17 protein-coding genes are annotated in these 20,174 nt (G+C 70.0%); 9 read left to right on the top strand and 8 right to left on the bottom strand.

The window, feature by feature from the left end; all coding sequences use genetic code 11:
- From BLU79_RS19465 to BLU79_RS19455, 3 genes are read right to left on the bottom strand one after another with little or no spacing between them, the layout of a single operon-like run.
- Entirely contained in the window at positions 1–1,158 is a 1,158-nt protein-coding gene (locus BLU79_RS19465) for an acetyl-CoA C-acetyltransferase (protein WP_093907092.1), read from the bottom strand.
- A 43-nt stretch (positions 1,159–1,201) separates the two neighbouring features.
- Positions 1,202–1,813 carry a TetR/AcrR family transcriptional regulator gene (locus BLU79_RS19460; RefSeq protein WP_093907091.1) on the bottom strand — a complete coding sequence of 204 codons (612 nt, stop codon included), beginning with the start codon at positions 1,811–1,813 and terminating at the stop codon, positions 1,202–1,204.
- Between the two features lie 15 nt (positions 1,814–1,828).
- On the bottom strand, positions 1,829–2,620 hold the full coding sequence (locus BLU79_RS19455; RefSeq protein ID WP_093907090.1) for an SDR family oxidoreductase: 792 nt from the start codon (positions 2,618–2,620) through the stop codon (positions 1,829–1,831).
- A gap of 82 nt (positions 2,621–2,702) precedes the next feature.
- Here BLU79_RS19455 and BLU79_RS19450 point away from each other — a divergent pair, with 82 nt between their 5' ends.
- Together BLU79_RS19450 and BLU79_RS19445 are read left to right on the top strand one after the other, a co-directional pair.
- Positions 2,703–3,842 (top strand): acyl-CoA dehydrogenase family protein, encoded by a 1,140-nt coding sequence (locus tag BLU79_RS19450; protein ID WP_093907089.1) that lies wholly within the window; start codon positions 2,703–2,705, stop codon positions 3,840–3,842.
- Entirely contained in the window at positions 3,842–4,828 is a 987-nt protein-coding gene (locus BLU79_RS19445) for an acyl-CoA dehydrogenase family protein (protein ID WP_093907088.1), read from the top strand. Before BLU79_RS19450 ends, BLU79_RS19445 begins: the two co-directional genes overlap by 1 nt.
- Here the strand turns inward: BLU79_RS19445 and BLU79_RS19440 are convergent.
- Together BLU79_RS19440 and BLU79_RS19435 are read right to left on the bottom strand one after the other, a co-directional pair.
- Entirely contained in the window at positions 4,819–6,465 is a 1,647-nt protein-coding gene (locus tag BLU79_RS19440) for a cytochrome bc1 complex cytochrome b subunit (protein WP_093907087.1), read from the bottom strand. The genes BLU79_RS19445 and BLU79_RS19440 overlap by 10 nt on opposite strands.
- Positions 6,466–6,585: 120 nt before the next feature.
- Positions 6,586–7,308 (bottom strand): vWA domain-containing protein, encoded by a 723-nt coding sequence (locus BLU79_RS19435; protein ID WP_093907086.1) that lies wholly within the window; start codon positions 7,306–7,308, stop codon positions 6,586–6,588.
- Positions 7,309–7,456: 148 nt separating this feature from the next.
- On the opposite strand from BLU79_RS19435, the gene BLU79_RS19430 reads away from it, so the two are divergent.
- The 6 genes from BLU79_RS19430 to BLU79_RS19405 all read left to right on the top strand — a co-directional run bounded on the left by BLU79_RS19430 (position 7,457) and on the right by BLU79_RS19405 (position 11,445).
- Positions 7,457–8,407 (top strand): rhomboid family intramembrane serine protease, encoded by a 951-nt coding sequence (locus BLU79_RS19430; RefSeq protein WP_093907085.1) that lies wholly within the window; start codon positions 7,457–7,459, stop codon positions 8,405–8,407.
- Positions 8,404–9,312 carry a chitosanase gene (locus tag BLU79_RS19425; protein ID WP_093907084.1) on the top strand — a complete coding sequence of 303 codons (909 nt, stop codon included), beginning with the start codon at positions 8,404–8,406 and terminating at the stop codon, positions 9,310–9,312. Before BLU79_RS19430 ends, BLU79_RS19425 begins: the two co-directional genes overlap by 4 nt.
- A 131-nt stretch (positions 9,313–9,443) precedes the next feature.
- Positions 9,444–10,535 carry a Dot/Icm T4SS effector Zinc-dependent metalloprotease LegP gene (legP, locus tag BLU79_RS19420; RefSeq protein ID WP_093907083.1) on the top strand — a complete coding sequence of 364 codons (1,092 nt, stop codon included), beginning with the start codon at positions 9,444–9,446 and terminating at the stop codon, positions 10,533–10,535.
- Positions 10,536–10,559: 24 nt separating this feature from the next.
- On the top strand, positions 10,560–10,838 hold the full coding sequence (locus BLU79_RS19415; RefSeq protein WP_093907082.1) for a hypothetical protein: 279 nt from the start codon (positions 10,560–10,562) through the stop codon (positions 10,836–10,838).
- The gene (locus tag BLU79_RS19410; protein WP_093907081.1) at positions 10,835–11,095 is read left to right on the top strand and encodes a hypothetical protein; all 261 of its coding nucleotides are present in this window, start codon (positions 10,835–10,837) and stop codon (positions 11,093–11,095) included. Before BLU79_RS19415 ends, BLU79_RS19410 begins: the two co-directional genes overlap by 4 nt.
- 14 nt (positions 11,096–11,109) lie before the next feature.
- A complete protein-coding gene (locus BLU79_RS19405; protein WP_093907080.1) occupies positions 11,110–11,445 on the top strand; it encodes a YbaY family lipoprotein in 336 nt (111 codons plus the stop codon).
- A 117-nt stretch (positions 11,446–11,562) separates the two neighbouring features.
- Here BLU79_RS19405 and BLU79_RS19400 read toward each other — a convergent pair whose 3' ends face one another.
- The 3 genes from BLU79_RS19400 to BLU79_RS19390 all read right to left on the bottom strand — a co-directional run bounded on the left by BLU79_RS19400 (position 11,563) and on the right by BLU79_RS19390 (position 18,741).
- A complete protein-coding gene (locus BLU79_RS19400) occupies positions 11,563–13,026 on the bottom strand; it encodes a glutamate synthase subunit beta (protein ID WP_093907079.1) in 1,464 nt (487 codons plus the stop codon).
- Positions 13,019–17,629 (bottom strand): glutamate synthase large subunit, encoded by a 4,611-nt coding sequence (gltB, locus tag BLU79_RS19395; RefSeq protein WP_093907078.1) that lies wholly within the window; start codon positions 17,627–17,629, stop codon positions 13,019–13,021. Before gltB ends, BLU79_RS19400 begins: the two co-directional genes overlap by 8 nt.
- Positions 17,630–18,009: 380 nt before the next feature.
- The gene (locus BLU79_RS19390) at positions 18,010–18,741 is read right to left on the bottom strand and encodes a VIT1/CCC1 transporter family protein (RefSeq protein WP_093907077.1); all 732 of its coding nucleotides are present in this window, start codon (positions 18,739–18,741) and stop codon (positions 18,010–18,012) included.
- Between the two features lie 300 nt (positions 18,742–19,041).
- Between BLU79_RS19390 and BLU79_RS48290 the strand changes: the two genes are divergently transcribed.
- Positions 19,042–20,174, top strand: a 1,133-nt coding sequence (locus BLU79_RS48290) for an ADP-ribosylglycohydrolase family protein (RefSeq protein ID WP_256333382.1), incomplete at its 3' end; no start/stop codon positions are given.

Below are 20,174 nucleotides of genomic sequence, written 5' to 3'. Positions count from 1 at the left end.
TCACAGCCTCTCGATGATCGTCACGTTCGCCTGTCCCCCGCCCTCGCACATCGTCTGCAGCCCGAACCGGCCCCCGGTGCGCTCCAGTTCGTGCAACAGGGTCGTCATCAGCTTCACGCCGGTCGCTCCCAGGGGATGCCCGAGAGCGATCGCCCCGCCGTTGACGTTGACCTTGTCCGGATCCGCGCCGGTCTCCTTCAGCCAGGCCAGGACGACCGGCGCGAAGGCCTCGTTGATCTCGACGAGGTCGATGTCCGCGATGGACAGGCCGGTCTTCTTCAGGGCGTGGGCGGTGGCGGGGATCGGGGCGGTGAGCATGCGGATGGGATCCTCACCACGCACCGAGAGATGGTGCACCCGGGCCCGGGGCGTGAGCCCATGCTCGCGCACGGCCCGCTCCGAGGCCAGCAACATCGCCGCCGCGCCGTCGGAGACCTGCGAGGAACAGGCGGCGGTGATCGTGCCGCCGTCGACGACCGGCTTCAGCCCGGCCATCTTCTCCAGCGAGGTGTCCCGGCGCGGCCCCTCGTCGACGGTGACCGGCCCGAAGGGCACGACCTCCCGCTCGAAGCGCCCTTCGTCGATCGCCCGCAGCGCCCGCCGGTGCGAACGCAGCGCGAACTCCTCCTGGTCCTGCCGACTGATCCCCCACTTGGCCGCGATCATCTCGGCGCCGACGAACTGGTTGACGGGCTTCTCTCCGTACCGCGCCCGCCAGCCCTCGCTGCCCGCGAAAGGCCCCGCCGTCAGCCCCAGCGGCTCGGCGGCCTGTCGGGTGGCGAAGGCGATGGGGATCATCGACATGTTCTGTACGCCGCCCGCGACCACCAGGTCCTGGGTGCCGGACAGCACGCCCTGCGCCGCGAAGTGCACGGCCTGCTGCGAGGACCCGCACTGCCGGTCGACGGTCACGCCCGGCACCTCCTCGGGCAGCCCGGCCGCCAGCCAGCAGGTCCGCGCGATGTCCCCGGCCTGCGGCCCCACGGCGTCCAGACACCCGAAGACGACGTCCTCGACGGCGGCCGGGTCCATACCCGCGCGCGAGACGAGTTCCTTGAGGACATGCGCGCCCAGGTCGGCCGGATGGACCCCGCTGAGCCCTCCTCCGCGCCGCCCGACGGGCGTACGGACCGCTTCGACGATGTAGGCCTCGGCCATGGCGACTCCCCAGACTCCCCATTGGGTTACGTGCGTACGGCGATTACGTGCGTACGGCGATCCCGTCCAGCACCATCGACAGGTACTGCCGGGCGATCTCCTCCGGGCTGTGCTGTCCGCCGGGCCGGTACCAGGACGCGGCGACCCACACCGTGTCCCGCACGAACCGGTAGGTGAGCCGGACGTCGAGGTCGGAGCGGAACACCCCGGCCGCGACCCCGCGCTCCAGCGTGGACAGCCACGCCTTCTCGAACCTGAGCTGCGACTCGGCGAGGAACGCGAACCGTTCCTGCGCCACCAGCTGCTTGTTCTCCTTCTGGTAGATCGCGACGGCGGCGCGGTGCCGGTCGATCTCCCGGAACGACTCGGTGACCAGGGCTTCGAGGGTCTCGCGGGGCCCCAGCTCGGCGCCCAGGACGGCGTCGTAACCGCCCCAGAGCTCGTCGAGGAAGCTCCGCAGGATCTCCTCCAGCATCGACTCCTTGGAGTCGAAGTGGTAGTAGAGACTGCCCGCGAGCATGCCCGCGTGGTCCGCGATCTTGCGTACGGTCGTGGCGTTGTAGCCCTGCTCGGCGAAGACCTCGGCGGCGGTGTCGAGGAGTTCGCGCCGCCTGGCGGCTGCGGCGGTCACCTGGGGCTTCTTCTTGGTCGGCACGGATCCATTGTCGTCCTAGGGGTGCTGGCTGCTCACGGAGACGACCTCTCCTGTCATGTACGACGAGTAGCCGGAGGCAAGGAAGACGATCACGTTGGCCACCTCCCAGGGCTCGGCGTACCGCCCATAGGCCTCGCGTTCCGTCAACTCCTCCAACAACTCGGGCGAGGTCACCTTCACGAGGTGCGGATGCATGGCGAGGCTCGGTGACACCGCGTTGACCCGCACCCCGTACCCGGCCGCCTCGATCGCCGCGCACCGGGTCAGCGCCATCACACCCGCCTTGGCGGCCGCGTAGTGCGCCTGGCCGGCCTGGGCGCGCCAGCCGACGACGGAGGAGTTGTTGACGATCACGCCGCCACGTCCGTCCGCGCGGAACAGCCGCAGGGCCGCCCGCACGCACCGGAATGTGCCGTTCAAGGTCACGTCGAGTACGCGGGACCACTGCTCGTCGGTCATGTCGACCAGGGCGGAAGTCCCGCCGAGGCCGGCGTTGTTGACGACGACGTCCAGCCGCCCGTGCTCCCGTACGGCCGCGTCGAACAGCGCCCGCACCTGCGTCTCGTCGGTCACGTCGCAGGGCAGCGCGGTCACCGACGCCGCGCCGAACTCCCCGGCCAGCTCGGCCTCGTACTCCTTCAGCCGCCGCGCATGGGCATCGCTGATCAGCACACGCGCCCCCTCTTCGAGGAAGCGGCGCGCGGTCGCCCCGCCGATGCCCGCGCCGGCCGCCGCGGTGATGACGGCCGTGCGTCCACGGAGCAGTCCGTGCCCGGGAACGTACGTCGGCACCTCGACGTTTGTCATAGCAGCACGCTAACCTACCAAACACTTGTTAGGGAAGACTCATAGGCAGCTCGTAGGCAGCTCGCAGGGAGGGAGATCGGCCGTGGACCTCACCCACTCCGCCGCCGACGAGGCGTTCCGCGCCGAGGCGCGCGCCTGGCTGTGTGCGCATGTTCCGCCCGACCCGCTTCCCTCCCTGGAGACCGAGGCGGGCTTCGCGGCACACCGAACCTGGGAGGCCGAACTCGCCGCCGGCCGCTGGTCGGTGGTGAACTGGCCGACGGCGTACGGCGGCCGGGACGCGACGCTCGTGCGGTGGCTGCTGTTCGAGGAGGAGTACTGGACGGCGGGCGCACCGGGCCGCGTCAACCAGAACGGTGTCAGCCTTCTCGCCCCGACCCTCTTCGAGTACGGCACCCAAGAGCAACGCGCGCGCGTGCTGCCCTCCATGGCCACCGGCGAGGTGATCTGGGCGCAGGCGTGGTCGGAGCCGGAGGCGGGGTCGGATCTGGCCTCGCTGAGGTCGAGGGCCGTTCGCACGGACGGCGGCTGGCTGCTGTCCGGCCAGAAGACCTGGTCCTCACGCGCCGCCTTCGCCGACCGCGCGTTCGGCCTGTTCCGCACCGACCCGGACGCCCCGAAACCCCACCAGGGCCTGACCTACCTGATGTTCGACCTGCGCGCCCCGGGCGTCACGGTCCGGCCCATCGCCCGCCTCGACGGCAAGCCCGCCTTCGCCGAGCTGTTCCTGGACGAGGTGTTCGTGCCGGACGAGGACGTGATCGGCGAGCCGGGCCAGGGCTGGCGGATCGCGATGTCGGCGGCGGGCAACGAACGCGGACTGATGCTGCGCTCCCCGGGTCGGTTCCTCGCAAGCGCCGGTCGCCTGCTGCACCTCTGGCACGCCCAGGGCAGCCCGGAGAGCACACGCGACCGCGTGGCCGACGCCCTGATCGGAGCCCGGGCCTATCAGCTGTTCACCTACGCCGCCGCTTCCCGTTTCCTCGACGGCGAGTCGATCGGCGCGGAGTCCAGCCTGAACAAGGTGTTCTGGTCGGAGTACGACATCGCGCTGCACGAGACGGCTCTGGATCTCCTGGGCGCCGAGGGCGAGTTGGCCGACACGGACTGGTCCGAGCGCTATGTCTTCGCCCTCGCCGGCCCCATCTACGCGGGCACGAACGAGATCCAGCGCGACATCATCGCCGAGCGTCTGCTCGGCCTGCCGAAGGGGCGACGCTGATGCGGTTCCTCCTCGACGCCGAGCAGCGGGCCTTCGCCGACTCGCTGGACGCGATGCTGACGGCGGCGGACACACCGTCGGCCGTACGGGAGTGGAGTCGGGGCGAACACGCGCGGGGCCGTGCGCTGTGGTCCCGGATCGCCGAGGCGGGCGTGTTCGGGCTGGCGGTTCCGGAGGCGTACGAAGGGCTGGGCCCCCGGCCCGTCGAACTCGCCGTCGCCTTCGTCGAGTTGGGGCGGCATGCGGTGCCGGGGCCACTCGTGGAGACGGTCACCGCCGCGGCACTCCTCGCCGGTCTGCCGGACCCCGGCCCGGCCAAGCGGCTTCTGCCGGCGCTGGCGACGGGCGAGGCGATGGCGACGCTGGCGTGGGAGGCGCCGTACGCCCTCGACGGCGACGCGGCCACCACCCACCTCGCGCTCACACCCCACGGCCTGTACCTCTCCCCCGGCCACGGTCCCGTGCGCCCTTCCCTGGACCCGGCCCGCCGTCTCACCCCTCTCGACCCCGGCGGTGAACTCCTCAGCCCCGATCCGCCCACCGCGCACGCCCTCGCCCACGCCCGTCTGACCACCGCCGCCCAGGCCCTCGGTGTGGGCCTCGCGCTGCTCGACAGAACGGTCGCCCACGTCAAGCAGCGGACCCAGTTCGGCGCCCCCATAGGCTCGTTCCAGGCCGTGAAGCATCGCCTGGCCGACGCAAAGATCGGCCTGGAGTTCGCCCGGCCGCTGGTCCTCGGCGCCGCGCTCACCATGGACCCCGCCGACGTCGCCGCCGCCAAGGTCACGGCGTGCGAGGCCGCCTACGCCACCGCCCGGACCGCACTGCAGTTGCACGGCGCGATCGGTTACACGGCGGAGTACGACCTGTCGCTCTGGCTGACCAAGGCCCGCGCCCTGCGCACCGCCTGGGGCAGCCCGGACGTCTGCCGGGCCGAGCTGCTCAGTGCTGCCGCTGGGCGTCGGCACAGACCGTCTCAGTGGTGATCGCCGCTGGTGATCTCGCGGTACTCCTCCGCCGTGGGCTTGGTGATCCGCGACCGCGGCCCGAACATCGCCCGCGCCATCCTGGCCCGCACCCGCTGGGCCGGGGAGACCCGGCGCCGGACGCCGTTCGCGTCGACGAGCGGACCGACCTCGTACGGCGGATCCTGTTCGTGCTGGGTGAGGGTGAACAGCTGCCCCTGGGAGAGGGGCGCGTGGACCTCGATGAACTCGCCCTGCGGAAGCCGTTTGATGGTGCCCGTCTCCCTGCCGTGCAGCACCTTGGCCCGGTCCCGGCGCTGTAGCCCGAGGCAGATGCGCTTGGTCGCCATGTAGGTGACGATCGGCACGACGAAGACCGCGACCCGCACGAACCACGTGATCAGGTTGATGGACAGATGCAGATGCGTGGCCACGATGTCGTTGCCGCCGCCGATCAGCAGCACCGTGTACAGGCTCAGCCAGGCCGCGCCGAGGCCGGTGCGCACGGGCATGTTGCGCGGCCGGTCGAGGATGTGGTGCTCCCGTTTGTCACCGGTGATCCATGCCTCGATGAAGGGATAGACGCCGAGCGCGAGCAGGATCAGCGGGAAGAGGGAGAAGGGGATGAAGACGCCCGGTTCCAGGGTGTGGCCCCAGGCGTTGATCTCCCATCCCGGCATCACCCGGATCAGGCCTTCGGAGAAGCCCAGATACCAGTCGGGCTGAGCGCCGGTGGTCACCAGGTCCGGGCGATAGGGCCCGAACGCCCACACGGGGTTGATGCTGGCTATGCCGCCCATGATCGCCAGCACGCCGAAGACCAGGAAGAAGAAGCCGCCCGCCTTGGCCATGTACACCGGCAGGAAGGGCATCCCGACGACCGACTTCTGGTCGCGGCCGGGGCCCGGGTACTGGGTGTGCTTGTGATAGAAGACCAGGATCAGATGGGCGACCACCAGGCCGAGCATGATCCCGGGCAGCAGCAGGATATGGATCGGATACAGCCGCGCGATGAAGTCCTCTCCGGGGAACTCCCCGCCGAAGAGGAAGAACGCCACGTACGTCCCCACGATCGGGATCGACAGGATCGCGCCGTGGGCGAACCGCAGGCCGGTGCCGGAGAGCAGGTCGTCGGGGAGGGAGTAGCCGGTCAGGCCGGTGATGATGCCGAGCATCAGCAGGCTCCAGCCGAACACCCAGTTGATCTCGCGCGGCTTGCGGAAGGCGCCGGTGAAGAAGATCCGCATCATGTGCACGAGCATCCCGGTGACGAAGACCAGCGCCGCCCAGTGGTGGATCTGCCGGATGAGCAGCCCGCCGCGCACGTCGAAGCTGATGTCGAGCGTGGACTCGTAGGCCCTGGTCATCAGGACGCCGTTGAGGGGCTCGTAGGTGCCGTTGTAGACGACCTCGCTGGTGCTCGGGTCGAAGAACAGGGTGAGATAGACGCCGGTGAGGATCAGGACGAGAAAGCTGTAGAGGCAGACCTCGCCCAGCATGAAGGACCAGTGGTCCGGAAAGACCTTGCGCATATTGGCCTTGGCCAGCGCGTAGATCCCGAGCCGTCCGTCGGCCCAGTCGGCGACCTTCTCGCCCTTCCCGGGCGGGGCGGACCGCCGTTCCGCCGCTTCCTCGTTCCCCGATCGTGCGCCGTCCATACGCCGTCGCCTCCCCGTCGGATCAACCACAGGGTTACACGGCCATACCACCCAAGCCAACGGGGCAAGCAACCGAGTGAGGGAGTGCCGCCGGCCCTCCGGGCCGACGATCTTTCACCGCTACCCCCGTACGATCCCCTGCGCCCGCGCCGCCGCCAGCCACTGGGGGAACTCGCCGACGAGCCGGTCGTACAGCTCGGCGTCGGACACCTTCCGTGGCTCCGCACCGGCGTGGAAGAAGCCTGCGTTGTCGACGACCCGCTTGTCCGGGACGGACAGCTCGTCGAGCTTGCGCAAATAGTCGAACTGCTTGCTGTTCGGGTCCCCGAAGCCGATGAACTGCCAGAACAGCGGGAGCCCGGCCGCCTTGCACAGATACCGTTCCGCGGCGAGCTTGTTGATGGGGCCGCCGTCGGTCTGGAAGACGACCAGGGCGGGGTCCGTCGACCCGCTGTCGAGGTAGTGGTCGATGACGGCGTCCATGGCCAGGTGGTAGCTGGTCTTGCCCATGTGCCCGAGGCCGGCCACGATCCGGTCGATGCGCCCCTGGTGGTCGGTCAGCGCGATCTCGGTCTCGGCGTCGACGTCGGTCGAGAAGAACACCACCGGGACGGTGCCGTCGTCGTCGAAGTGCGCCGACAGCCCGAGCACCCGGTCGGCGAGCGCCTGCACGCTGCCGTCCTTGTAGTACGGCTTCATCGACCCGGAGTAGTCGACGACCAGGTAGACCGCGGCCCGCACCCCGTCCAGCCCGTGCCCCCGCAGCGCCACCCCGGCGCTCTTGTACAGGCTGACCAGCGCGGGCGCGGCCTCCTCGACCTTGCTGAGACTGATCGCGGCCATACGGTCTCCCCCCTCGTGCCTCCCACTGGCTGCCGAGATTACGACACCACCGGCCCCGCCCCTCCCTCCGTCCACAGGTGTTCGCTATTTTGTTCGCCGCCGCCCCCACCGGCTCACCGTTCGTCCAGTCCCCTTCAAGGAGCCGGCTGTGGAGCCCGAGTCCGCCCAGTCCCCGTCCGCTGAGCCCACCGTCACGACCTGCTATCGCCACCCCAAGGTCGAGTCCCACGTCCGCTGCACCCGCTGCGACCGGTACATCTGCCCGGACTGCATGCGGGAGGCCTCCGTCGGCCACCAGTGCGTGGAGTGCGTGAAGGAAGGGGCGCGGTCGGTGCGGCAGGCCCGGACGGTCGTCGGTGGGCGGATCGCCGCGACGCCGCTCGTGACCTCCGTACTCATCGGGCTCAACGTCCTCGCCTATCTGGCCGAGGTGGTGCGCCCGGAGATCCTGGACCGGTTCGCGATGCTCGGCGCCCGGCTGGTCGGGCCGGACGGCTACTACGTCTACGGGCCCGGGTACCCGTCGGACTTCCACGCCGAGGGCGTGGTCGCCGGACAGTGGGACCGGCTGCTGACCAGCGGTTTCCTCCACTCGGCGCCGACCGAGGGCACCTTCGGGGTGCTGCACATCGTGATGAACATGCTCGCGCTGTGGCAGCTCGGCCGGGTCGTGGAACCCATGCTCGGCCGGGTCCGGTACCTCGCGCTCTACCTGTTGGCGACGCTGGGCGGTTCGGTGTTCGAGCTGCTGCTCACCGACCCGCACGTGGAGTCGGTCGGCGCGTCGGGCGCGATCTTCGGTCTCGGGGCCGCGTACTACGTCCTCGCCCGCCGCGTCGGCGCCGACATGCGCTCCGTCAACCGCTTCATGGCGTTCCTGCTGCTGTGGCTGCTGCTCTCCGCGAGCCTCACCTCCTGGCAGGGCCACCTCGGCGGACTGCTGACGGGCGCCGCGGTCACGTTCGCCTACGCGTACGCCCCGCGCGGGCCCCGCCAGGCCCTGATCCAGTCGGCCGCCTGCGTGTGCGTGCTGGTGCTGCTGGCGGTGGCCGCGGTCGCCAAGGTCGCGGAGCTGACGGGTGGAGGGGTGGCCCAGTGAGACGTATCGGAGTCCTGCTCTTCGCGGCCGTCCCCGTCGCCGTCGCGGCGGTCGTCTACTTCCTGATCCCCTCGGACTCCGCGGAGAGTCCGGCGGAGTCCACCGTCGCGTCCGCGCAGCAGGCGGCCCTTCAGGAGGCCAAGAGCCGTGCCGAGCAGGACCGCGCGGAGGACGACGAGCTGATCGCGGATCTGCCGCCGGGCCTGGCCGCTCCGGCGAAGAAGCAGCTGGCCCAGCAGCTCGTGTCCAGCGCCGAGAGCTCCACCATCGACTGGCGCCGCACCTACGGCTACATCGAGGACCTCGGCGACGGCCAGGGCTACACGGCCGGCATCATCGGCTTCTGCACCGGCACCCATGACCTGCTCGCCCTGGTCGAGAACTACACCGAGGACCACCCGGACAACGGGCTCGCCCGCTATCTCCCCGCCCTGCGCGAGGTCGACGGCACGGACTCCCACGAGGGCCTGGACCCCGGTTTCACCCGGGCCTGGAAGGCGGAGGCCCGGGTGGCGGCGTTCCGCGAGGCCCAGGACGCCGAACGCGACCGCGTCTACTTCGACCCGGCGGTCCGCCTCGCCAAGCTCGACGGCCTCGGCACGCTGGGCCAGTTCGTCTACTACGACGCGATGGTCTTCCACGGCGCCGGCATCGACGAGGACGGCTTCTTCGTCCTGCGCGAACGAGCCCTGCGCAAGGCGGACTCCCCGTCCGAGGGCGGCTCGGAGAAGGCGTACCTGGACGTCTTCCTCGACGTACGCCGGGCGGCCATGCGGGAGAAGCGGCCGGACACCGACACCACCCGCATCGACACGGCCCAGCGGCGGTTCCTGGACAACGGCAACCTCCGGCTGGGCACGCCGCTGGAGTGGCAGGTGTACGGGGAGACGTACAGGGTGCCCTAGCCCAAGGGGCCCCGGTCGCCCTGGGTCAGACGTACGAGACAAAAGCCGCCTTCGCCCCCCATTGACGAAAGATAGCGCCTCATCGACGTTAATCACCCCAAGGGGGAACAACGTCAATCAAGGGGGACGCCATGGCAACCGACACGGCCGAACCGGCCTCCGCCGGTTCGGGGTTCGGGCCCTACCAAGTCGGACCGGAGGTGCAGGCGGGCCTCGTCCAGCTGGCGGGCAAGGGGCCGAAGGCGGTGCAGTACACCGAGGTCGACGGGCAGCCCGTGTTCGAGGGCGACATCGTCCTCGACCTGATCGAGTCCAAGCAGGTCGCCGCCGAGCACGCGGTGGCGCTGGAGGAGAACGGGGTCATCCTGCCCGGCACGCAGTTCCGCTGGGTGAACGGTCTCGTGCCGTACGAGATCGACCCGAACCTGCCAGACCAGGCCCGGGTGACCGGTGCCATCGACCACTGGCAGCGCAACACCCGCATCCGCTTCGTGCAGCGCACGGCCCAGAACGCGGCGCAGCACCCGGACTTCATCCGGTTCGTCCCCGGCGGCGGCTGCAGTTCGGCCGTGGGCCGGCGGGGCAACGTCCAGCAGATCACGCTGGGCCAGGGCTGCGAACTCGGCGCCGCGATCCATGAGATCGGGCACGCGGTCGGGCTCTGGCACGAGCAGAGCCGCGAGGACCGGGACCAGTTCGTCACCATCCACTGGGCCAACATCCAGCAGGGCATGGCCCACAACTTCAACCAGCACATCACCGACGGCGACGACGTCGGCGCGTACGACTACCACTCGATCATGCACTATCCGCGCTGGGCGTTCTCCAGCAACAGCCAGGACACCATCGTGCCCCGGCAGAACGTCGAGATCGGCCAGCGAGCGGGGCTCAGCCCCGGCGACTGTCTCGCCGTACGCACGATGTACGCCAACCTGGAGTCACCGGCCCGCTTCTCCGGTGTGCAGTTCACCGGCCGGGTCGCGGCCGGGCAGGTCGGGCGCTGGTTCACCCACAGCTGGCCCGCGCACTGGTACGTCCACTGGACGGTCGTACCGACCGCACCCGTGGTGGACGGGCCCGCGCAGATCGAGTCATGGGTCCAGGTGACCCGGCAGTCAGGTGGACTGCTCAAGTACTTCCTCAACATCCGCAATCTGACCAGTGGTCCGGTCGACATCCAGGCCCGCTACGACGTACTCGGCTGGGGCGCCAACGCGACCTGACGGGTCCGAGGAACAGGGGGAACCATGCAACCGATCGGAATGCCGGGCGAGTCCACGCCCGCGGGCTGGGCCGACGCGGTCGACGCGGGTCCGGCGCCGGACCTCAGTGGAGCGCTGGGCGCGTCGGCGGGAGTGCCCGTCACCGGGACCGGAAGCGGCATCGGCGGACCCGAGTTCGCCGGCGCCGCCTATGCGCCGCTGGGTGCGGCACAGGACGGCGGGGGCGTCGTGGGCGCACCGGCCATGGAGAGTCTGCAGGACGCCGGGGCCGCTCCCGAGGCCCCGAAGGGGGGAGAGTCGTGATTCTGGGAGTGCAGTTCCGCGGACAGGTACCGGCGAACACCAGCCGCCGGTGGTTCACGCACAGCTGGCCGGAGGCCTGGCGGGTCGACTGGACGGTCGTACCGACATGGCCGATGGTTGACGGCAACGCCCAGGTTGAGTGGAAGATCCAGGTGGACCGTCAGGCGAGCAACCTGATCAAGTACTTCATCGAGATCCGCAACCTCACCGGCGGGCCGGTCGACATCGAGGCACGGTACGCCGTGCTCAACTCCTAGCGGACGAGCGTGACATGGCCACTGTCTCCGGGCGGGTGCTCCTCACCCCCGATCTCGGCGCCTTCGATCAGGCGGTGCTACGGGTGCGGGTGCTCGACGTGACAGTGGCCGACGCGCCCTCGTACGAACTCACCGCGACGGCTCAGGACATCTCGTACGACGGGGAGGGCACCCGCGCCGTGCCCTTCGAGCTGTCGGCCGACTGGACCGAGGGGCAGCGGGTCGTGGTGGACGCGCATCTCGACCGGTCCGGCAGCGGCGTCGTGGAGAGCGGGGACGCGCTGACCGTTCAGTCGCTGCCGGTGCCGGATGAACCGGCCCCGGTGACCGTGCGCCTGCGAGCCATCTGAGAAAGCGGCGACGCCTGCCCGTTCGTCCGGTCGGGGACAAGGGGCAGGCGTCGTCTGTGTTCCGTACGCCTTTGTACGGGACGTATGTGAGTGACCGTCAGGTCACCTGTGGTGCCGTCAGACCATCAGCGAGCGGTCCGTCGGCCGGATCGGTGCCGGCAGCTCGCTGGCGCCGGTCAGGAACCGGTCGCAGCCGCGGGCGGCCGAGCGGCCCTCCGCGATGGCCCACACGATGAGCGACTGGCCGCGGCCCGCGTCACCGGCGACGAAGACGCCCGGGACGTTGGTCTGGAAGTCGGCGTCGCGGGCGATGTTGCCACGCTCGTCGAGGTCCAGGCCGAACTGCTCGACCAGGCCGTTCTCGCGGTCGGTGCCGGTGAAGCCCATGGCGAGGGTGACCAGCTGGGCGGGGATCTTGCGCTCCGTGCCCGGCTTCGAGGTCAGCTTGCCGTCGATGAACTCGACCTCGCTGAGGTGCAGCCACTGGACGTTGCCGTCCTCGTCGCCCTCGAAGTGGGTGGTGGAGACGGAGTAGACCCGCTCGCCGCCCTCCTCGTGCGCCGACGTGACCTTGTACAGCATCGGGAAGGTCGGCCACGGCTGGGAGACCGCGTTCCGCTCGTCGTTCGGGCGGGGCATGATCTCCAACTGCGTCACGGACGCCGCGCCCTGACGGTGGGCGGTGCCCACGCAGTCGGCGCCGGTGTCGCCACCGCCGATGACCACGACGTGCTTGCCCTCGGCCGAGATCGGGGCGGTGACGTAGTCGCCCTCCTGGACCTTGTTGGCCAGCGGCAGGTACTCCATGGCCTGGTAGATGCCCTTGAGCTCACGGCCGGGGACCGGGAGGTCACGGGCGGTCGTGGCACCGGCGGCGATGACGACCGAGTCGTACCGCTTCTTCAGGTCGGTCGCCTTGAGGTCCTTGCCGATCTCGATGCCGGTACGGAAGCGGGTGCCCTCCGCGCGCATCTGCTCGATACGGCGGTTGATGTGCCGCTTCTCCATCTTGAACTCGGGGATGCCGTACCGGAGAAGGCCTCCGATGCGGTCCGCGCGCTCGTAGACGGCGACCGTGTGACCGGCCCGGGTCAGCTGCTGGGCGGCGGCCAGACCGGCCGGGCCCGAGCCGATGACCGCGACGGTCTTGCCGGACAGGCGCTCCGGGGCCTGCGGGGCGACGGTGCCCGCGTCCCACGCCTTGTCGATGATCGAGACCTCGACGTTCTTGATCGTGACGGCCGGCTGGTTGATGCCGAGCACGCAGGCCGACTCGCAGGGCGCCGGGCAGAGGCGACCGGTGAACTCCGGGAAGTTGTTGGTCGCGTGCAGGCGCTCCGACGCCGCCGACCAGTCCTCGCGGTAGGCGTAGTCGTTCCACTCGGGGATGAGGTTCCCGAGCGGACAGCCGTTGTGGCAGAACGGGATGCCGCAGTCCATGCAGCGGCTGGCCTGCTTGCTGATGATCGGCAGCAGGGAGCCGGGGACGTAGACCTCGTTCCAGTCCTTCAGACGCACGTCGACCGGGCGGGACTTGGCGACCTCACGGCCGTGGTTCAGAAAGCCCTTCGGGTCAGCCATTGATCGCCGCCTCCATCATCTTCTCGGTGATCTCGGTCTCGGACAGACCGGCTCGCTCGGCGGCGTCCTTGGCGGCGAGCACTGCCTTGTAGGTGCTGGGGATGATCTTGCTGAAGCGGTCGACGGCGGTGTCCCACTCGGCGAGCAGCTTCTCGGCGACCGTGGAGCCGGTCTCCTCCTGGTGCCGGCGGACCACGTCGTGCAGCCACTGCTTGTCGGTGTCGTCGAGGGCCTCGACGGCGCTGACGTTGCCGACGTTGACGTTGTCGCGGTCGAGGTCGATGACGTACGCGATACCGCCGGACATACCGGCCGCGAAGTTACGTCCCGTCTCGCCGAGGACCACCGCGTGACCGCCGGTCATGTACTCGCAGCCGTGGTCGCCCACGCCCTCGGAGACGACCGTCGCACCGGAGTTGCGGACACAGAACCGCTCGCCCGTACGACCGCGCAGGAACAGCTCGCCGCCGGTCGCGCCGTACGCGATGGTGTTGCCCGCGATCGTCGAGAACTCGGCAAGGTGGTCGGCGGCCCGGTCGGGACGCACGATCACCCGGCCGCCGGAGAGGCCCTTGCCGACGTAGTCGTTGGCGTCGCCCTCCAGGCGCAGCGTGACACCGCGCGGGAGGAAGGCGCCGAAGGACTGGCCCGCGGAACCGGTGAAGGTGATGTCGATGGTGTCGTCGGGCAGACCCGCGCCACCGAACTTCTTGGTCACCTCGTGGCCGAGCATGGTGCCGACCGTGCGGTTGATGTTGCGGACCTTGATCTGGGCCCGCACCGGCTGGGCGTCGATCGCGGAGTCCGCGGCCAGGGCGTCGGCGGCGAGCTTGATGAGCTCGTTGTCGAGCGCCTTCGCCAGGCCGTGGTCCTGCTCGACGATCTGGTGGCGCACCGCGCCCTCGGGCAGCTCGGGCACGTGGAACAGCGGCTCCAGGTCCAGGCCCTGTGCCTTCCAGTGGTCGACGGCACGCGCGACGTCCAGCGCCTCGGCGTGGCCGACGGCCTCCTCGATGGAGCGGAAGCCCAGCTCGGCGAGGATCTCGCGGACCTCTTCGGCGATGTACTGGAAGAAGTTGACGACGTACTCGGCCTTGCCGGAGAACCGGTCCCTGAGGGTCGGGTTCTGGGTGGCGATGCCGACCGGGCAGGTGTCCAGGTGGCAGACGCGCATCATGATGCAGCCGGAGACGACGAGCGGCGCGGTCGCGAAACCGAACTCCTCGGCGCCGAGCAGCGCCGCGATGACGACGTCACGGCCGGTCTTCAGCTGGCCGTCGGTCTGCACGACGATGCGGTCGCGCAGGCCGTTGAGCAGCAGGGTCTGCTGGGTCTCGGCGAGACCGAGCTCCCAGGGGCCACCGGCGTGCTTCAGCGAGGTGAGCGGGGAGGCACCCGTACCGCCGTCGTGGCCGGAGATCAGGACCACGTCCGCGTGCGCCTTGGACACACCCGCGGCGACCGTGCCGACGCCGACCTCGGAGACCAGCTTGACGTGAATCCGCGCCTGCGGGTTCGCGTTCTTGAGGTCGTGGATCAGCTGGGCCAGGTCCTCGATGGAGTAGATGTCGTGGTGCGGCGGCGGGGAGATCAGGCCCACGCCCGGCGTCGAGTGACGCGTCTTGGCGACCCACGGGTAGACCTTGTGGCCGGGCAGCTGACCGCCCTCACCGGGCTTGGCGCCCTGGGCCATCTTGATCTGGATGTCGTCGGCGTTGACCAGGTACTCGGACGTGACACCGAAGCGGCCGGACGCGACCTGCTTGATGGACGACCGGCGCGCCGGGTCGTACAGACGGTCCGGGTCCTCGCCGCCCTCACCGGTGTTGGACTTGCCGCCCAGCTGGTTCATGGCGATGGCGAGGGTCTCGTGCGCCTCCTTGGAGATGGAGCCGTACGACATGGCGCCCGTGGAGAAGCGCTTGACGATCTCGCTGGCCGGCTCGACCTCGTCGATGGAGATCGGCGAGCGGCCGTCGACACCGGACTTGAAGCCGAAGAGCCCGCGGAGCGTCATCAGCCGCTCGGACTGCTCGTTCACGCGCTCCGTGTACTTCTTGAAGATGTCGTAGCGACCGGTGCGCGTGGAGTGCTGGAGGCGGAAGATCGTCTCCGGGTCGAACAGGTGCGGCTCGCCCTCGCGACGCCACTGGTACTCGCCGCCTATCTCCAGGGCGCGGTGCGCCGGAGCGATGCCGGAGGCGGGGTACCCCTTGGCGTGGCGGGCGGCGACCTCCTTGGCGATGACGTCGATGCCGACGCCGCCGATCTTGGTGGCGGTGCCGTTGAAGTACTTCTCGACGAAGGCGTCGTCGAGACCGACGGCCTCGAAGACCTGGGCGCCGCGGTAGGAGGCGACCGTGGAGATGCCCATCTTGGACATGACCTTCAGAACGCCCTTGCCGAGGGCGTAGATCAGGTTGCGGATGGCCTGCTCGGCCTCGATGTCCGACAGGAAGGTGCCGGCGCGGACCAGGTCCTCGACGGACTCCATCGCCAGGTACGGGTTGACCGCGGCGGCGCCGTAGCCGATGAGCAGCGCGACGTGGTGGACCTCGCGGACGTCGCCGGCCTCGACCAGCAGGCCCACGTGGGTGCGCTGCTTGGTGCGGATGAGGTGGTGGTGGACGGCCGCGGTGAGCAGCAGCGACGGGATCGGCGCGTGCTCGGCGTCGGAGTGGCGGTCCGACAGGACGATCAGCCGGGCGCCGTTGTCGATGGCGGCGTCGGCCTCGGAGCAGATCTCCTCGATGCGCGCGGCGAGGGCGTCACCTCCGCCGTGCACCCGGTACAGGCCGGAGAGGGTCGCGGCCTTGAAGCCGGGCATGTCGCCGTCGGCGTTGATGTGGATGAGCTTGGCCAGCTCGTCGTTGTCGATCACCGGGAACGGCAGCGTGACGCTGCGGCAGGACGCGGCGGTCGGGTCCAGCAGGTTGCCCTGCGGGCCGAGGGACGAGTGCAGCGAGGTCACGAGCTCCTCGCGGATCGCGTCCAGCGGCGGGTTGGTGACCTGCGCGAACAGCTGGGTGAAGTAGTCGAAGAGCAGGCGCGGGCGCTCGCTCAGCGCGGCGATGGGCGAGTCGGTGCCCATGGAGCCGAGCGGCTCACCGCCGGTCTTGGCCATCGGCGCGAGGATGATCCGCAGCTCCTCCTCGGTGTAACCGAAGGTCTGCTGGCGGCGGGTGACCGAGGCGTGCGTGTGCACGATGTGCTCGCGCTCGGGCAGGTCGGTCAGCTCGATCTCGCCGGCTTCCAGCCACTCGGCGTACGGCTTCTCCGCCGCGAGCTGGGCCTTGATCTCGTCGTCCTCGATGATGCGGTGCTCGACGGTGTCGACGAGGAACATCCGGCCGGGCTGCAGCCGGCCCTTGCGGACGACCTTGGACGGGTCGATGTCGAGGACGCCGACCTCGGAGCCGAGGACGACGAGGCCGTCGTCGGTGACCCAGTAGCGGCCGGGGCGCAGACCGTTGCGGTCGAGCACGGCGCCGACCTGGGTGCCGTCGGTGAAGGTGACACAGGCCGGGCCGTCCCAGGGCTCCATCATCGTGGAGTGGAACTGGTAGAAGGCGCGCCGGGCCGGGTCCATGGAGTCGTGGTTCTCCCACGCCTCCGGGATCATCATCAGTACGGAGTGCGGCAGGGAGCGGCCGCCGAGGTGGAGCAGCTCCAGCACCTCGTCGAAGGACGCCGAGTCGGAGGCGTCCGGCGTACACACCGGGAAGACGCGGTCGAGGTTCCGGTCTCCGAAGAGGTCGGAGACGAGCTGCGACTCGCGGGCGACCATCCAGTTGCGGTTGCCCTTGACGGTGTTGATCTCACCGTTGTGCGCGACGAAGCGGTACGGGTGCGCGAGGGGCCACGACGGGAAGGTGTTCGTGGAGAACCGGGAGTGCACGAGCGCGATCGCGGAGGCGAACCGGCGGTCGGACAGGTCCGGGAAGAAGGGCTCCAGCTGGCCCGTGGTCAGCATGCCCTTGTAGACGATGGTCCGGGCGGAGAGCGACGGGAAGTAGACACCGACCTCACGCTCGGCGCGCTTGCGCAGCACGAAGGCCTTGCGGTCGAGCGCGATGCCCGTGACGGACGCGGCCGAGCCGTCGGCGACGAAGATCTGCCGGAAGGCCGGCATCGTCGAACGGGCGGTGGCACCCAGCAGCTCGGGAGCGACCGGAACCTCACGCCAGCCGAGGACCGTCAGGCCCTCCTGACCGGCGATCGTCTCGATCTGTGAGACGGCCTCGGCCGTCCCGTCCTCCGGCAGGAAGGCGATACCGACGGCGTACGCACCGGCCGCGGGCAGTTCGAATTCGGCCACCTCGCGGAAGAACGCGTCGGGCACCTGAGAGAGGATTCCGGCACCGTCGCCGGAGTCGGGCTCAGAGCCGGTGGCACCGCGGTGCTCAAGGTTGCGCAGGACCGTAAGGGCCTGTTCGACCAGGGTGTGGGACGCCTCGCCGGTGAGGGTGGCGACGAAACCGACGCCGCACGCGTCGCGTTCGTTGCGGGGGTCGTACATACCCTGCGCAGCAGGGCGAGCATCCATGAACGACCAGTTCTGGCCATTCGCGGAGTGCTGGGACGGCTGGCGCGGCGTACGCATCGGCTCTCCCGTCGTCGTCATGTGGCATATGCAGATTGCCGAGGGACGACGTTGGCCCTCTGCGTGAGTGCAAAATTTCGTGCAGGTTACATGATGGAGCGGTTCTCGGGAACCGGGATACTCCGTTCCAACATGCGGACGCCATGGGTCACGGCGAGGTACCGCACAGGGCGGCGAAAGATATGTGGGGACCCGGCGGAACAAGATCGATCAGATCGGAATCCGCGGGCCCGACGGCGAGGAGGGCGTCGTCGCCCACCCCGCGAGTGCGCTCCGGGCGTCATTGCCCTCAGCGCTTACGGCTCATGCCCGGTGGTCATGCATCCGAAACCAGCGAGTAACGGCTACTTATGCGGCCCAACGCATAAGTTCCAGCCGAGCTATCCTACGGCGATTCCGAACAGGCTGCCCAGGGCGTACGTCACACCGGCCGCGGCACCACCGAGCGCGAGCTGTCGAAGCCCGCTGAACCACCAGGTTCGCGCCGTCACCTTGGCCACAACGGCACCACACAGGAACAGTCCGAAGAGCGCGAGGAGCACGGCAGGCCACAGCCTGGTGGCGCCGAGCAGATACGGCAACACCGGCAGCAGGGCGCCCAGCGCGAACGACCCGAAGGACGAGACGGCCGCGACAGGCGGCGACGGCAGGTCACCGGGGTCGATGCCGAGCTCTTCCCGGGCGTGTATCTCCAGAGCCAGCTCGGGATCACGGGAGAGCTGTGCGGCCACGGCCCGCGCGAGCTTCGGCTCGACGCCCCGGGTCACGTAGAGAGCCGCGAGCTCGGCCTCTTCATCCTCCGGGTGCTTTCTCAGCTCTCGGCGCTCGACATCCAGCTCGGCCTCGACGAGCTCACGCTGCGAGGCGACGGAGGTGTACTCACCGGCGGCCATGGAGAAGGCGCCGGCGGCAAGCCCGGCGAGCCCGCTCAGCACGACGGTCTGGTGACTGACCGCCCCGCCCGCGACACCGGTCATCAGGGCGAGGTTGGAGACGAGGCCGTCCATCGCCCCGAACACGGCGGGCCGCAGCCACCCTCCATTCACATCCCGGTGCGTGTGGTTGTCACGGTGCGCCTCGTGCAGCGGTGCTTCGATCTCGATGATGGCCATGGGGTCCCCCAGAAAGCTCAGGCGGCAAGACAGCCCGGGCAAGAAACTCAGGCAAGGCTGTCTTTAGACAAGTTCCAGTCTTCGACAACGCCAAATCTACGCCCGGAAATTCCTCTCCACCAGCAAGGAAAGGCTGGGCTAACCTGCGGTTTTCCCCTAGAACGCTCATTCGTGTAGGTGACCGCACAAATGTCGACCGGGTGACACTGAGGCTTCCGAGGCTCGGGTCAACCGCCGACGGTGGGACATATCCGCAAAGGGCTCCGCGCCCTGGGCGGAGCCCCCGGAGGAAGGCCGCGTATGGCATCGATCGCCTGCATCCCCTCGGTTCCGGCGCCCGGGGAAGCCGCCGAACTCCGCGAACGGGCCCGCGGCGCCCTGCTCGGCCTGGCGGTCGGCGACGCGCTGGGCGCCCCGGCGGAGAACATGAAGCCCTCCGAGATCCGCGCCCGCTGGGGCCGCGTCACGGGCTTCGTCACCGACAACCCCTCCGGCACGGACGACACCGAGTACGCGATCTTCTCGGGCCTCCTCCTCGCCCGCCACGGCTCGGCCCTCACCCCGGCCCATGTCGAGACGGCCTGGCACGAGTGGATCGCGGACCGGGCGGAGGGCCCCTTCCGAGGCGCGGGCTTCAGCGAACGCGGCACCCTGGAGAACCTCCGCCGGGGCCTGGCCGCCCCCATCTCCGCCCAGCACCGCCACGCCTGGAGCGACGGCCTCGCCATGCGGGCGGCTCCCTTCGGCGTCTTCGCGGCGGGCCGCCCGGCGGAGGCGGCCCGTCTGGTGGCGATCGACGGCTCGGTGAGCCATGACGGCGAGGGAATCTACGGCGGCCAGGCGGTGGCGGCGGGCGTGGCGGCGGCGATGGCGGGCGCACCGACGATCGCGGTCGTGGCCTCAGCCCTCGCCGTGGTCCCGGACGACTCCTGGACGGCCCGCTCCCTGCGCCGCGCCGTCGCGGTGGCCCACCGAGGCGAACGCGCGGTCCGCTCCGCGGTCGTCATCGGCGGCTACCCCTGGACCGACCTGGCCCCCGAAGCGGTCGCCCTGGCCTTCGGGGCGTACGCGGCGGCGGACGGCGACTTCGTCCAGGCGGTGCTGACGGCGGTGAACATGGGCCGCGACGCGGACACGACGGCGGCGGTGGCGGGGGCGCTGGCGGGCGCGACGCAGGGAGAATCTGCGATCCCGACGGAGTGGGCGGCGGCGATCGGCCCGGCTCGGGGGAGCTGTCTGCCGTCGATGGCCGGACATCACGTGCTGGACGTGGCGGAGCTGCTGACGCCCGGGGAAGGCGGGAAGTGGGGAGCGGGGGGATGCGCACCGAGTGAGGTGCCGGTAAGACAGGAGGCTCCCGCACCGGGCGAGGTGCCGGTAAGGCAGGAGGCTCCCGCGCCGGGCGAGGTGCCGGTAAGGCAGAAGGCTCCCGC

Origin of the sequence: Streptomyces sp. cf386 (assembly GCF_900103585.1) — a bacterium.
Taxonomy (GTDB): domain Bacteria; phylum Actinomycetota; class Actinomycetes; order Streptomycetales; family Streptomycetaceae; genus Streptomyces.
Note: the sequence above shows the minus strand (reverse complement) of the source record. Positions and strands in the feature narration are given on the sequence as shown.